Below are 12,132 nucleotides of genomic sequence, written 5' to 3' on the forward strand. Positions count from 1 at the left end.
GGCGCCGGGCCGTCGGCGCGGACGGCGCCGCCGGCGAGCGCGGACCACAGCGCCGGGCTGGGGTGTGGAAGCCAGACGTGCAGCTCGCGGCCCGCGGCGAGCGCGGAGAACACCGCGACCTGGTCCGACGGGAGCCGGGTGGGCCCGTACACGGACAACCGGGCGGGCAGGCCGACGAGCCCCGGCTCGTCCCGCAGCCGGGCGCAGGCGTCGTCCAGGCGTTCGGCGGGGCTGGGCACGCCCGCGAGATCGCGAACGCGGCGGAAGAGCTCGGCCTGCCAGCGCAGGTCCTCGGGCAGGTCGCCGCCGAGCCCGTCGGTGTCGCGGCCGCCGGCCCAGTCGGCGAGCATGCCCGGGCGGTTGGCGCCGTACGAGCGCAGCAGTCCGGCGAGCAGCTCGGCCGTCGGATACCGGCGACGCGGGCGGTGGCCCGGTTGCTCGGCCCAGCCGCCCGGCCGGGACACTCCCAGGTGCCGGGCCAGCACGGCCCCACCGGGCTCGAAGGCCATCGCGTCGATCGCAGTGAGCACGAGCCACACCAGCCGCTCGCCGCGCCACGGGTCGTCGTCCGGCGCGATCCCGGAGGCGGCGCCCACCGCGTCGGCGACGAGCCTTGCGGGCGTGGGGAATTCGATGTTCGCCGCGATCCCGAGGCGGGAGGCGAGGCCCTGGATGATCCACCGCTCCACCCCGCGCGCGGGCACCGCGATCAGGTCCGGGACGAAGGGATCGGCGCCGGGCACCGCGAGGACCTCGGCGAGCGCGTCCAACAGGACGTCGCCGCGTTCGGAGCGGTGCACGGTGAGCATGGGGGCAGTTCTAACACGGGGCGCCGACAGGTCAGACCGCCCGGGTCAGCGCGGCGGGCAGCTCGGCCAGCGAGCGGATGGTCGGCGGCTCGCCGCCGGCGCCGCGCCCGGACCTGTCGAGCCACAATCCCCGCAGCCCCGCCCGGCGCGCGGAGAGCACATCGTTGACGTAGTTGTCGCCCACCGCGACACACGCCTCCGGCGCGGCGCCGGCCAGCTCGCACGCATGCAGGAAGACGCTCGGATCCGGCTTGCCGATCCCGAGTGTGTCCGTGGTGACGACGTGCTCGAACCGGTCCGAGACGCCCAGGACCTGGAGCTTCATCCTGGTCGCCGGGGAGGACGAGTTGGTGAGCAGGACGACCGTGATCCCCCACCGCTCGGCGGCCGCCACCGCCGGCATCGCGTCCGGGAAGAGGTGCTGCGCCGCGGCGAAGGCCGGATCGAAGCCGCTGCAGAAGCGGCGGTACCGGCGGTGCTCCCACATCAGCCCGGAGCGCTCGGCGGCGACGGCGATCCGCGCCTTGCGCATCTCGTGGAAGCGCAGTTCTCCCACCGTGTACCGGCCGAAGACGCCCTCGGGGTCGGAGAGGAAGAGCTCGGCGAAGCCCTCGCGCACGGCGGCGCTCGACGTGGGCCACACCTCGAGTGCGGCCGCACGGGCCGCGGACCGCAGGGCGGCGTCGGTGTCGATCAGTGTGTCGTCGACGTCGAGGATCAGGCCGTCGCAGGGCCGCGGTCCGTCGATCCCGGACCGTTGCCGCAGCCGGGCGAGCGCATCGGAGCTCCAGTTCAGGCCACCGCGGACCGCCGCACCGACCAGATCCGTGAGCTCCACGCCCGCTCCCTCCGCCCGCCCGCTGTTCCTCCGCGCCCGCTACTGCTCGTACATCCGCTTGTAGGTCGCGAGGGACGCCGCGATGTCGCCCTTGAGCGCCCGCGCCACCGTCGCGCCGATGGGACCGAACAACGGCGCGCCGCCGAGGTCGGCGCGCAGCTTGATCGTCGACCCACCGGGGGACGGCGCGATGCTCACCGTGAGCGTGTACTTCGTACCCGCGACACCACGGCCGTCCAGAACCAGCGCACGGGGCGGGTCGTAGGTGGTGATGGTCCAATCGACGCGATTGCGGAAGTTCTTCACCTTCACCACGCAGGAGAGCTTCGCTCCCTTCGCCAGCTCCGTGGGCAGCGGCCCGCGCCAGCCGTCGTGCAGGCTCACCCACTGCGGCAGGGTCTCCAGGTCGGCGGCCTTCGCCCACGCCTCCTCCGGCGGGAGCGCCACCTCGATCGTGCTCTCGACCTTCGCCACGTCCGACCTCCTTCGCGTGTTGCTGCTGTCGAACTTAGCGTGCGCCACTGCGGCCGCCCGACCGAGCGTAGATTTCACGCGTGTCCGCCACCTCCGCCTCGGTCGTCCTCGCCCTCGTCTCCGCATTCCTCTTCGCGTGCGGCTCGGCCGCACAGCAGGCGGAGGCGGCGACCGTCGATGAGGGCGCTCCGCTCATCGCGGAGCTCATCCGCCGGCCGCGGTGGTGGCTCGGCCTCCTGGGCGACCTCGGCGGATACGCCTTTCAGGCCTGGGCGCTGGCGCTGGGCCCCGTGCTCGTGGTGCAGCCACTGATCGTCGCGGCGCTGCTGTTCGCCCTGCCCGTCTCGGCACTGCTCAATCACACCCGGGTCACGGCCCGCGAGTGGGCGTACGCCGTCGTCCTCGCGATCGCGTTGGCGGTCTTCCTCATCGCGGGGCGACCCACCGACGGCGTCGCCGACGCGCCCGGGGCGGATTGGCTCCCGGCCCTCGCCGTCGTGGGAGCGGTCGCGGCGATCACGACGGGCATCGGTCTCGTCCGGTCGCTGCCCGGCCCGGCGCGGGCCCTGTCCTTCGGTGTGGCCTCGGGCGTGCTGTTCGGGGTGGCGACGGTACTGACGAAGCCGGTGCTCACCTCGTACGAGCACGCGGAGTTCCTCGCGAACACGGTCCGGCTGCTCAGCGACTGGCGGCTGTACGTCCTCGTCCTGTGCGGGCTCGGCGCGATGTACCTGCAGCAGCGGGCCTTCCAGCCGGCCCCGATCTCGGCGTCGCTGCCCGCAATCACGCTCGCCGAGCCGGTGTGCGCGGCGGCGCTGGGAGCCGTGGTGCTCGGCGAGACCGTGACGACGAGCGGCGCGCACGGCGTCGCCGTGGTCGTCTCGGCACTGATCGGGGCGTTCGCCGCCGCCCGCCTCGCGGGCCGGTGACGGCGTACCGTCGGGCGGTATGACCGAGCTCGCGGCGCTCGCGGACGCGCCCCTCACCTATCCCGAGGTCGGCGCGACCCGCGACGACGATCCGCCCGACGACGCGCACGCCCTCCGCTGCGAGCGCGTGGTCGGCCACGGCCCGGAGGACTTCGCCGCGGTCCGGGAGGCGATACTCGGCTTCGGCATGCAGCGCGGCGCGGGCTTGAAGGTCCGCGCGAGCACGCCCACGGCCGAAGTCGGCACCGTGCTGGTGCTGTCCACCCCGCTGTTCGGCCCCATCCGGATCCCGTGCCGCGTGGTCTACGTCGTCGACGAGCCCGGCCGCGCCGGCTTCGCCTACGGCACGCTGCCCGGGCACCCGGAGAGCGGCGAGGAGCTCTTCTCCGTGGAGCTCCGGCCCGACGGTGCCGTCGTCGCCGTGGTGGCCGCGTTCTCCCGCCCGGGACGCTGGTACAGCCGCCTGGGCGGCCCCGTCGCCCGCGGGCTGCAGGCCGTGATGACGCGGCGCTACCTGGCCGCGATGGTCGTTAGACGGTGACGCGGCGCCGCCGGAGGGGCACCGGATCGCCGACCAGCTCGACCAGCTGCGTGCGCAGCTCCGCGGGGATCGACGCGGGACGGCCCGCCTCGTCGACGACCACCATCGAGGTCTCGGCGATCGCGGCGGCGGCACCGTCGGATCCGAACACCTCGTAGCCGAGGTCGAAACCCGACCGGCCGATCCGCGTGACGCTCAGGACGATCCGCACCGGCTCCGGCGAGTACAGCAGCGGCGTCAGGTAGTCGATCTCATGGTGCGCGACGAACATCGTGACCCGGGTGTCCCCCGGCCGGGTCACCTGCTCGGTGAGGAACCGGATGCGGGCCTCCTCGAGGAGCCGCATCATCGCGACGTTGTTGATGTGCTGGAGCGCGTCCATATCGGACCACCGCATCGGGACCGCCACCTCGTGAGTTGCCATGGGGATAGTGTCGACCATCGAAAGCCGTCCGCCGTCACCGGGAGTTGCCATGCGCGCCGTCCGCGTCCTCGCCGCCGCCGTCCTCGCGGCGGGGCTCACCGCCTGTTCCACGTCGAACGCGCCCGAGGGCGCCACGTCGTCGTCCACGGCCGCGGGCTCCGGCACCGTGATCGTGTACGCGGCGGCGAGCCTGCAGGCGACCTTCGAGAAGCTGGGCGCGCAGTTCGGAGAGAAGAACCCCGGCACCACGGTGAAGTTCTCCTTCGGCGGCTCGTCGGGCCTGCTCACGCAGTTGACGCAGGGCGCGCCCGCCGACGTCTTCGCGACCGCCGACACGCCGACGATGGACAAGGCCAAGGCCGCCGCGCTGGTGACCGATCCCCAGCCCTTCGCGACGAACGTCCTGACCATCGCCACCGCGCCGGGCAACCCGAAGGGCATCGCCTCGCTCGCCGACCTCGCCGAGCCGGGCGTCTCCGTGGTCGTGTGCGCGCAGCCCGTGCCCTGCGGCACGGCGACCGCCAAGGTCATGAAGGCGGCCGGCGTGAACCTCACACCGGTCAGCGAGGAGGACGCGGTTTCCAGTGTGCTCGCCAAGGTGCGGCACGGCCAGGCCGACGCCGGGCTCGTGTACCGCACCGACGTCAAGGGCGCGAAGGGCGCCGTCGGGTCCGTCGACTTCCCGGAGGCCGGCGGGGCGGTCAACGTCTACCCCATCGCGCCGCTGGCGAGCGCGAAGAACGCGGGCGGCGCGCAACGCTTCGTGGAGTTCGTCCGCGGGCCCGAGGGCCGGGCGGCCCTCGCCGACGCCGGATTCGGGGCACCCCACTGACCCCGCCCGGCCGCTCGGCTCCGCGCGCGGTGACGGGGTACCCGCGCTGGATAGTCCTGCCCGCCGCGGTGGGCGCGGCCTTCGTGCTGGTCCCGCTCGTCGCCATCGCGGCGAAGGTGGACTGGCCGCGGTTCGGCGAGTTGGTCACCTCCGCGGACTCGCGCACCGCGCTGACCCTGTCGCTGCAGACCTCCCTCGCCGCGACCGTGGTGTGCATCCTGCTGGGCGTACCGCTGGGAGTGATCCTGGCGCGCAGCCGCTCCCGGTTCGTCGGTGTGCTCCGGCCGCTGGTCCTGCTGCCGCTGGTGCTGCCCCCGGTGGTCGGCGGCATCGCGCTGCTCTACGCCTTCGGCCGGCGCGGCCTGGTGGGCCAGTACGGGGGCGTCGGCGGGCACATCGCCTTCACGACGGTGGCCGTCGTGCTCGCGCAGGCCTTCGTGGCGCTGCCCTTCCTGGTGCTGGCCGTCGAGGGCGCGCTGCGCACGCTGGGAACGGATTTCGAGCACACCGCGGCGACGCTCGGCGCGCCCCCGTCGGTCGTGCTGCGCCGCATCACGCTGCCGCTGGTGCTGCCGTCGATCGCCTCCGGCGTCGTCCTGACCTTCGCGCGGGCACTCGGCGAGTTCGGCGCGACGCTCACCTTCGCCGGCTCCCTCGCCGGAACCACTCGCACGCTGCCGCTGGAGATCTATCTGCGCAACGAGACCGATCCGCAGGCGGCGGTGGCGCTCTCGCTGGTGCTGCTCGCGGCGGCGGCGGTCATCGTCTCCGGGGTGTACGGGGTGCGCGCATGGCGGAGGTGACGCCCGGGCTGGAGCTCGACGTGGCGGTCGCGGATCGGGGCGTCGACGCGGTCTTCGCGGTACCGGCGGGGCGGACGCTCGCCCTGCTCGGCCCCAACGGGACGGGCAAATCGACGGTGGCGAGCGCCGTCGCGGGCCTCGTCCGTCCCGACGCCGGGCACATCCGGGTCGCGGGCCGCACCGTCTACGACGGCGGGACGTGGGTGCCGGCCCACCGCCGACGAGTGGCCCTGCTGAGCCAGACCGCCCGGCTGTTCCCGCACCTGCGGGTGCGCGCGAACGTGGCCTTCGCGCCCCGCAGCGCGGGGGCGGACCGTCGGGCCGCGGCGGCCGCGGCCGATCACTGGCTGGCGGCAGTGGGGGCCGACCACCTGGCGGACCGGCGCCCGACGGAACTGAGCGGCGGCCAGGCGCAGCGCGTCGCGCTGGCCCGGGCCCTGGCCGCGGAGCCGCAGGTGCTGCTGCTCGACGAGCCGCTCTCGGCGCTGGACGTCTCCGCGCGGGCCGAGGTGCGCTCTCTGCTGCGCGCCCTGCTGCGGGACCGGACGTGCGTGCTCGTCACGCACGACGCCGCCGATGTGGTGGCGCTCGCCGACGAGGCCGCGGTCCTCGAGGACGGCCGAGTGGTCGACCACCGTCCGGCCGCCGAGCTGTTGCTCTCCCCCGCAACGCCGTTCGCCGCCCGGCTGGCAGGGATGAACCTGCTGCCGGACGGCGAAGGAGTGTGGGTCTTCCCGCCGGACGCGGTCGGCATCAGCGGGCCCGACGGCGACGGGACGGCCGGCACCGTGGTCGAGGTGACGGTGGCCGGCGGGCACTGCCGCGTCACGGCCACCGTCGAGGACGGGACCGCCCTGGTCGCGGAGCTCCCGGCGGAGCGCTACCGGGATCTGCATCCCGGCGACGCCGTCCGGCTGCGACCGGACCCGGCGCGGGCGCAGCGGGCGGCTACTGCTCGTCCGGCTCCGGAACGTCAGTAGCCGCGGGGCCGGACGCCGGGGGCGTGCGGTCCACGCCGGCGAGCAACAGGTAGACCTGCTTGATCGCGTCGCCGAGGATGGCGTCGACGGCGGCGGTCTGCTCGGCGCTACCGGTGCGGGCCACGCGTCGGGTGACCTCGTGGAGTTCGCGGAGCGTCTCGCGGAGATGGCCGCGCTCGGCCGAGCCGCCGTCGAACCCGGCGAACGGGTCCGGCGCATCGGCGAGAGCGGTCGCGATGTACTCGCGCCCCGCTTCGGTGAGCGTGGCGACCTTGCGGCCGTTCTCCCGCTCGATGCTGATCAGGCCCTCGTCCTCGAGCTGGCTCAGCGTGGGGTAGATGGCGCCGGGGCTGGGCTTCCAGGCCCCCGCCGTGCGCTCCTCGATCGAGGAGACGAGCTGGTAGCCGTGCATCGGCTCGGTCTCGAGCAGACGCAGGACCGCGATCCGGACGTCTCCGCGCTGGACGCCGCGTCGGCCGCGTCCGCGCCCGCGGCCACCGTGGCCGCCGTGTCCATCGCGCCCGCCGGGACCGAAGCCTCCGGGGCCGAAACCGGGACCGCCGGGACCGAAGCCCTCGCCGGCGAAGCCGCCGGGACCGAAGCCGGGCCCCGGACCGAAGCCACGGCCCCGCCCGCGGCCGCGGGATTCGCCGCGACCCTCGCCGGGCTCGCAGTCGGACGGGAAGCCGCTGGTGCGGAAGCGCGCGTCGAAACGCCGATCATCGTGAGTGTGCCTACGCATGGTGGCACTCCTTTCGGTAGGGGGCCGCATGTTCCGCGACCCGATGCGTTCACGATATATCGCGATAGGTCTGATGGCAACCCCCCCGATAGCGAAGTGGCCCCCACCCGGACGACGGGTGGGGGCCACTGGGGTAACGAAAGGGCGGGTCAGGCCTTCTCGGCCGAGACGCGCGCGAGCACGGCCCGCGCGAACTTCTCCGCGCCGCCGTCGACCCGCTCGAGGTGCAGATCGGGCTGGACCACCTGGACTTCGAGGATGACGGGCTCGCCACCCGGGGTGCGCACGATGTCGATCCGCACGTAGAGCGGCGGGTTGGCCGGATCGATCGGCTTGAGCGCGGCCTCCGCGACGGCACGCTCGGCGTCGGTGGGCTCCGCGTCGACGAGGACCTCGACGGGGCGTCCCTCAGCCGGGTCGGCGTTCACCTCGGCGGCGAGGTCGCGCCCGAAGGCGTGGCTGTACTCACCGCCGATGTAGACCAGCGAAACGCCGCCCGCCTCGACCGAGTAGGGGAAGACCATCACGCTGCTGCCGGATGCCTTGATCTCCTCGAGCTTGGCGCGGCTGGCGTCGTCGTCGCCGGGACCGAAGCGGAAGGACTGCGCGAGACCGCCGCTGATCGACGGACGCACCACGTGATCGGTGCCGAGGTAGTCGTGGTCCAGCGTCGCGTCGTGCACCGTGATGAACTGCGTCGGGACGATCGGGATGCCCTCGGACTCGTAGTCCCGCAGATAGCGCTTGTCCGCGTACCAGCGGACCAGCGGCTCGGGGTTGAGCACGAGCGTCTGGGCGGCCGCGCGCCAGGCCCAGCCGAGGAAGTCGTCGTAGCGCTGCGCGTAGTCCCAGGCGCCGGCGATCACGACCGCGTCGAACTGCTCCCAGTCGACGGCGGAATCGGACCACACGGCGGCCTCGGCCTCGTGACCGGCGGCGCGCAGGGCGGCGAGGATCTCCTGGCCGCGGTCGTCGGTGTCCGGCTGCGCCGCGGAGGTGGCAAGAGCGATTCGGTACGTCACGCCGGACAGTATGGCAGCCATCGGGGCGCCCCCGTCGCGACACCCGCGCGAACTGCGCCGCGCACCGGCCCCGAAACGATACGCTGTGCCCTGTGAGGGGTGATTTGCACATGCACATCGAGACGGCGCGCCTGCACCTCTCCCCTGCCGCCGCCCATCCCGGCGAATCGGACGGCCGATTCCACATCGTCGACCGGCACAGTCGCCGCACGCTCGGCCGGATCGCGCTGCGCGCCTCCCGGCACAGTCGCGCGCGGGGCCTCGAATTGAGCTACGCGGTCGCGGACGCGCACCGCCGGCGCGGATTCTGCGCCGAGGCGGCGCACGCCCTCGTGGGCCACGCCTTCGAACACGGCCTCACCGGTCGCGTCTACGCCTCCACCGCGTGGTCGAACCTGGCCTCGCGGCGCGTGCTGGCGGGACTGGGCATGCACCAGCTGGACATCGCCATGCTCGACTGGGAGTCGCTGCAGGGCGAAGTGGACCTCGGCGACGAGGCCGAGGCGGATCTCACGCCGTACGCGCGGGTGGAGTACGAGCTTCATCGTGCGGACTGGCTGGCGCGACCGGCGGCACACCGTCCGGCGTTCCGGGCCGCTCGCCCCGCTTGACGGCGATCACGCCCGCGACGATCGCGACCGCGCCCACGATCTGCACCGGGGTCAGCGCCTCCCCCAGCATCAGCCACGCCACGACACCCGAGGCGATCACCTCGGAGAAGCCGAGGAACGACGCCAGCGTCGGCCCCACCAGGTTGATGGCGAGAATGCCCGCCACGTACGCCAGACCGGTGGCGACCGCGCCGATCACGACCGCGGGCACCCACCAGGGCGTGGTCCCGAGTCCGCCGAGGACGACGGGACCGGTGGAGACGCGCACGGGGGTGAGCCCGGCGAGCGAGGTGAGCGAGAGCACCACGGCCCCGACCACCAGGCCGCCGACGGCCAGGGCGAGCTGGTCGACGGTCGGCTTCCCGCCCTCGGCGCCCGCGACGTCGACCTCGTCCACCCGGGTGCCGTCCTCGGCGAGCAGGAAGTACGCCGCGAGGCCGACCAGCGAGACGAAGGCCCAGGCGAGGCCGATCGGGGTGACCACGGCGCCGCCCGAGGCCGCGCCGACGACGGCGACCAGGCCCGCGACCGCCAGCGCCGCCCCGAGGGTGGTGCGGAGCGACGGGCGCCGCCCGAACCGGGCCCACAGGTACACCAGGACCAACAGGGGCGCGGAGAACTCGATGAGCAGCGCGACGGTGACCGACATGTGCGCGATGGCGTTGAAGTACGCCAGTTGCACGCCGATGACGGCGAGCAGGCCGTATGCGAGCACGGTGAACGGTGCGTGCCGCAGCGTCGCCAGCCGGGCGCGCCCGACGACGAGCATCGGGATCAGCGTGACCACCGCTGCGATCCAGATGCGCACCAGTACGACGCCGGCCGGGCTCCACCCCGCCTCGAGCAACGGCTTGCCGAACGGGCCGGACATCGCGAAAGCGAAACCCGACAGTAGTGCGATTGCGATACCCCGACCCATGCGTCACCTCCGTGTCTGCGCGAAATGTAAGGAGTCAAGTGAAGTACACTAGTGACAGTAGCGGCCACCGCCGTAAGGAGTCAAATGAAATTCGCACATGACACGGAGCCCTCCCTGCTCATGGCGGCCGACCTGGTGAACACCGGCTACGGCGACGAGGAACGACTCGGCACCGTCGGGGCGCTGAAGGACTACCTGCGCCGGCACGAGTTCACCGGATGGAGCAGCGCGGACGCGCGCGACGTCGCCCCGATCCAGGAACTGCGCACCGAACTGACGCGGGTCTTCGCCGCGCGGCACCCCGACGCCGTCGCCGGGATCGTCAACGAGATGCTCGCGGCCACGCCGCAGCAGCCGCGGCTCACGCGGCACGGCAGCTGGGACTGGCACCTGCACTTCATCGACGACGCCGCGCCGATCCCGGTGCGCGTCCGCGTGGAGTGCGCAATGGCGCTCGTCGACCTGGTCCGCAGCGGCAACGTCGACCGGCTCAAGACCTGCGCGGCGGACGACTGTGATCGAGTTCTCGTGGACCTGTCGAAGAACCGGTCGCGGCGATTCTGCACTGAGGGGAACTGCGGCAATCGCACCCACGTGGCCGCCTACCGGGAGCGCCGCGCCACGAGTTCCGGTACGCGACGCGACGAGAGCTGAGCGGCGGACTACGGTAGGACTGCACACGCCGGGGATCCCGGCTTCGACGCGAACCAGGAGCGACGAGAGTAATGAGCGAGGCAGCGCACCGCCACAAGGTGGTCGTCATCGGATCGGGGTTCGGCGGCCTCTTCGGCACGCGCGCCCTCAAGCGCACGGACGTCGACGTGACGATGATCGCGAAGACCACCCACCACCTGTTCCAGCCGCTGCTCTACCAAGTCGCGACGGGCATCCTCTCCGAGGGCGAGATCGCCCCCGCGACCCGCATGATCCTGCGCAAGCAGCGCAACGCGGAGGTGCTGCTGGGCGAGGTCACCGACATCGACCTCGAGAACCGGACGGTGACCAGCCACCTGCTCGAGCGCGTCACGGTCACCCCGTTCGACAGCCTCATCGTGGCCGCGGGCGCCGACCAGTCGTACTTCGGCAACGACCAGTTCGCCGAGTTCGCGCCCGGCATGAAGACGATCGACGACGCCCTCGAGCTGCGCGGCCGCATCCTGGGCGCCTTCGAGCAGGCGGAGCTCTCGCACGACCACGAGGAGCGCATGCGCCTGCTCACCTTCGTGGTGATCGGCGCCGGCCCGACGGGCGTCGAGCTCGCCGGGCAGATCGCCGAGATGTCGGACAACACGCTCAAGGGCGCGTTCCGCAACATCGACCCGACCGAGGCGCGCGTGATCCTCCTCGACGCCGCCCCGGCCGTGCTCCCGCCGATGGGCGAGAAGCTGGGCACCATGGCTGCGAAGCGGCTCGAGAAGATGGGCGTCGAGATCCAGCTCAACGCGATGGTGGTCGACGTCGACGCCGACGGCCTCGTGGTCAAGGAGAAGGACGGCACCGAGCGGCGCATCGAGGCGCAGTGCAAGGTGTGGTCCGCCGGCGTCGCGGCCAGCAAGCTGGGCAAGATCCTCGCAGAGCAGTCCGGCGCCGAGACCGACCGCGCCGGCCGCGTCCGCGTGCTCCCCGACCTCACCATCCCGGGCAACCCGAACGTCTTCGTCGTGGGCGACATGATGCTCGTCGACGGCGTCCCGGGCATGGCGCAGGGCGCCATCCAGGGCGCGACCTACGCGGCCAAGGCGATCAAGGCCGGCCTCGAGGGCCAGTCGCCCGCGGAGCGCAAGCCCTTCAAGTACTTCGACAAGGGCTCGATGGCCACCGTCTCGCGGGCCAGCGCGGTGGCGAAGGTCGGCAAGCTCGAGTTCGGCGGCTTCCTCGCCTGGCTCGGCTGGCTCGCCCTGCACCTCTGGTACATCGTGGGCTACCAGAACCGCGTCATCACGCTGACCTCGTGGGCGATCACCTTCCTCACCAACAAGCGCGGCCAGATGACCATCACCGAGCAGCAGGTCTACGCGCGCACCGCCCTCGACGCGCTGCAGACCGGTGCGAAGCCCGCCATCCCGCCGGTGCACACCAGTTCCCCGACGAAGGCGCTGCCGAAGTCGGCGCCCAAGGCGGACGTCCAGGTGGAGGCCCCGGGCGCGACGTCGACCGAGGCGGACAAGGCCCACAAGGCCGGCTGACGCCGACACCGCACCGACGCGA

The 12,132-nt window shown here is 72.9% G+C and carries 15 protein-coding genes; 8 read left to right on the top strand and 7 right to left on the bottom strand.

Features of this window, described 5'->3' with window-relative positions; genetic code table 11:
• The 3 genes from FK530_RS19930 to FK530_RS19940 all read right to left on the bottom strand — a co-directional run.
• Positions 1-809 (bottom strand): exodeoxyribonuclease V subunit gamma (locus tag FK530_RS19930; protein WP_146488726.1); only part of this gene is annotated, 809 nt, incomplete at its 3' end.
• 31 nt (positions 810-840) lie between these two features.
• Complete coding sequence (locus tag FK530_RS19935; RefSeq protein WP_146488727.1) at positions 841-1,647, bottom strand: HAD family hydrolase; 807 nt, start codon at positions 1,645-1,647, stop codon at positions 841-843.
• A 39-nt stretch (positions 1,648-1,686) separates the two neighbouring features.
• A complete protein-coding gene (locus tag FK530_RS19940; RefSeq protein ID WP_146488728.1) occupies positions 1,687-2,121 on the bottom strand; it encodes a type II toxin-antitoxin system Rv0910 family toxin in 435 nt (144 codons plus the stop codon).
• Positions 2,122-2,201: 80 nt separating this feature from the next.
• Between FK530_RS19940 and FK530_RS19945 the strand changes: the two genes are divergently transcribed.
• A complete protein-coding gene (locus FK530_RS19945) occupies positions 2,202-3,050 on the top strand; it encodes a DMT family transporter (protein WP_146488729.1) in 849 nt (282 codons plus the stop codon).
• Positions 3,051-3,069: 19 nt separating this feature from the next.
• Positions 3,070-3,591, top strand: coding sequence for a DUF1990 domain-containing protein (locus tag FK530_RS19950; protein ID WP_146488730.1), 522 nt, complete (start codon positions 3,070-3,072; stop codon positions 3,589-3,591).
• On the opposite strand, the gene FK530_RS19955 is transcribed toward FK530_RS19950, so the two are convergent.
• Complete coding sequence (locus FK530_RS19955; RefSeq protein WP_146488731.1) at positions 3,581-4,015, bottom strand: acyl-CoA thioesterase; 435 nt, start codon at positions 4,013-4,015, stop codon at positions 3,581-3,583. The two genes, FK530_RS19950 and FK530_RS19955, sit on opposite strands and share 11 nt — an antisense overlap.
• Positions 4,016-4,064: 49 nt before the next feature.
• Here FK530_RS19955 and modA point away from each other — a divergent pair, with 49 nt between their 5' ends.
• The 3 genes from modA to FK530_RS19970 are packed head-to-tail and all read left to right on the top strand — an operon-like array spanning position 4,065 to position 6,630.
• Positions 4,065-4,847, top strand: coding sequence for a molybdate ABC transporter substrate-binding protein (gene modA, locus FK530_RS19960; RefSeq protein ID WP_146488732.1), 783 nt, complete (start codon positions 4,065-4,067; stop codon positions 4,845-4,847).
• Between the two features lie 29 nt (positions 4,848-4,876).
• Positions 4,877-5,650 (top strand): ABC transporter permease, encoded by a 774-nt coding sequence (locus FK530_RS19965; protein WP_146488733.1) that lies wholly within the window; start codon positions 4,877-4,879, stop codon positions 5,648-5,650.
• Positions 5,638-6,630: a sulfate/molybdate ABC transporter ATP-binding protein gene (locus FK530_RS19970; RefSeq protein WP_158645155.1), complete on the top strand. Its 993-nt coding sequence runs from the start codon at positions 5,638-5,640 to the stop codon at positions 6,628-6,630. Before FK530_RS19965 ends, FK530_RS19970 begins: the two co-directional genes overlap by 13 nt.
• Here FK530_RS19970 and FK530_RS19975 read toward each other — a convergent pair.
• Positions 6,599-7,372 carry a PadR family transcriptional regulator gene (locus FK530_RS19975; RefSeq protein ID WP_231706723.1) on the bottom strand — a complete coding sequence of 258 codons (774 nt, stop codon included), beginning with the start codon at positions 7,370-7,372 and terminating at the stop codon, positions 6,599-6,601. The genes FK530_RS19970 and FK530_RS19975 overlap by 32 nt on opposite strands.
• Positions 7,373-7,521: 149 nt before the next feature.
• Positions 7,522-8,394, bottom strand: a complete 873-nt coding sequence (locus FK530_RS19980) for an ATP-grasp domain-containing protein (RefSeq protein WP_146488735.1) — start codon at positions 8,392-8,394, stop codon at positions 7,522-7,524.
• Positions 8,395-8,486: 92 nt separating this feature from the next.
• On the opposite strand from FK530_RS19980, the gene FK530_RS19985 reads away from it, so the two are divergent.
• Positions 8,487-9,005 (top strand): GNAT family N-acetyltransferase, encoded by a 519-nt coding sequence (locus FK530_RS19985; protein WP_146488736.1) that lies wholly within the window; start codon positions 8,487-8,489, stop codon positions 9,003-9,005.
• Here FK530_RS19985 and FK530_RS19990 read toward each other — a convergent pair.
• Positions 8,905-9,924 carry a DMT family transporter gene (locus FK530_RS19990; RefSeq protein ID WP_146488737.1) on the bottom strand — a complete coding sequence of 340 codons (1,020 nt, stop codon included), beginning with the start codon at positions 9,922-9,924 and terminating at the stop codon, positions 8,905-8,907. The genes FK530_RS19985 and FK530_RS19990 overlap by 101 nt on opposite strands.
• Before the next feature lie 84 nt (positions 9,925-10,008).
• Here FK530_RS19990 and FK530_RS19995 point away from each other — a divergent pair, with 84 nt between their 5' ends.
• Both FK530_RS19995 and FK530_RS20000 read left to right on the top strand, forming a co-directional pair.
• Positions 10,009-10,578: a CGNR zinc finger domain-containing protein gene (locus FK530_RS19995; protein WP_146488738.1), complete on the top strand. Its 570-nt coding sequence runs from the start codon at positions 10,009-10,011 to the stop codon at positions 10,576-10,578.
• Positions 10,579-10,649: 71 nt separating this feature from the next.
• On the top strand, positions 10,650-12,110 hold the full coding sequence (locus FK530_RS20000; RefSeq protein ID WP_231706725.1) for an NAD(P)/FAD-dependent oxidoreductase: 1,461 nt from the start codon (positions 10,650-10,652) through the stop codon (positions 12,108-12,110).
• The last annotated feature ends 22 nt before the right edge of the window (positions 12,111-12,132 follow it).

The organism is Tsukamurella conjunctivitidis, assembly GCF_007858475.1.
GTDB lineage: Bacteria > Actinomycetota > Actinomycetes > Mycobacteriales > Mycobacteriaceae > Tsukamurella > Tsukamurella conjunctivitidis.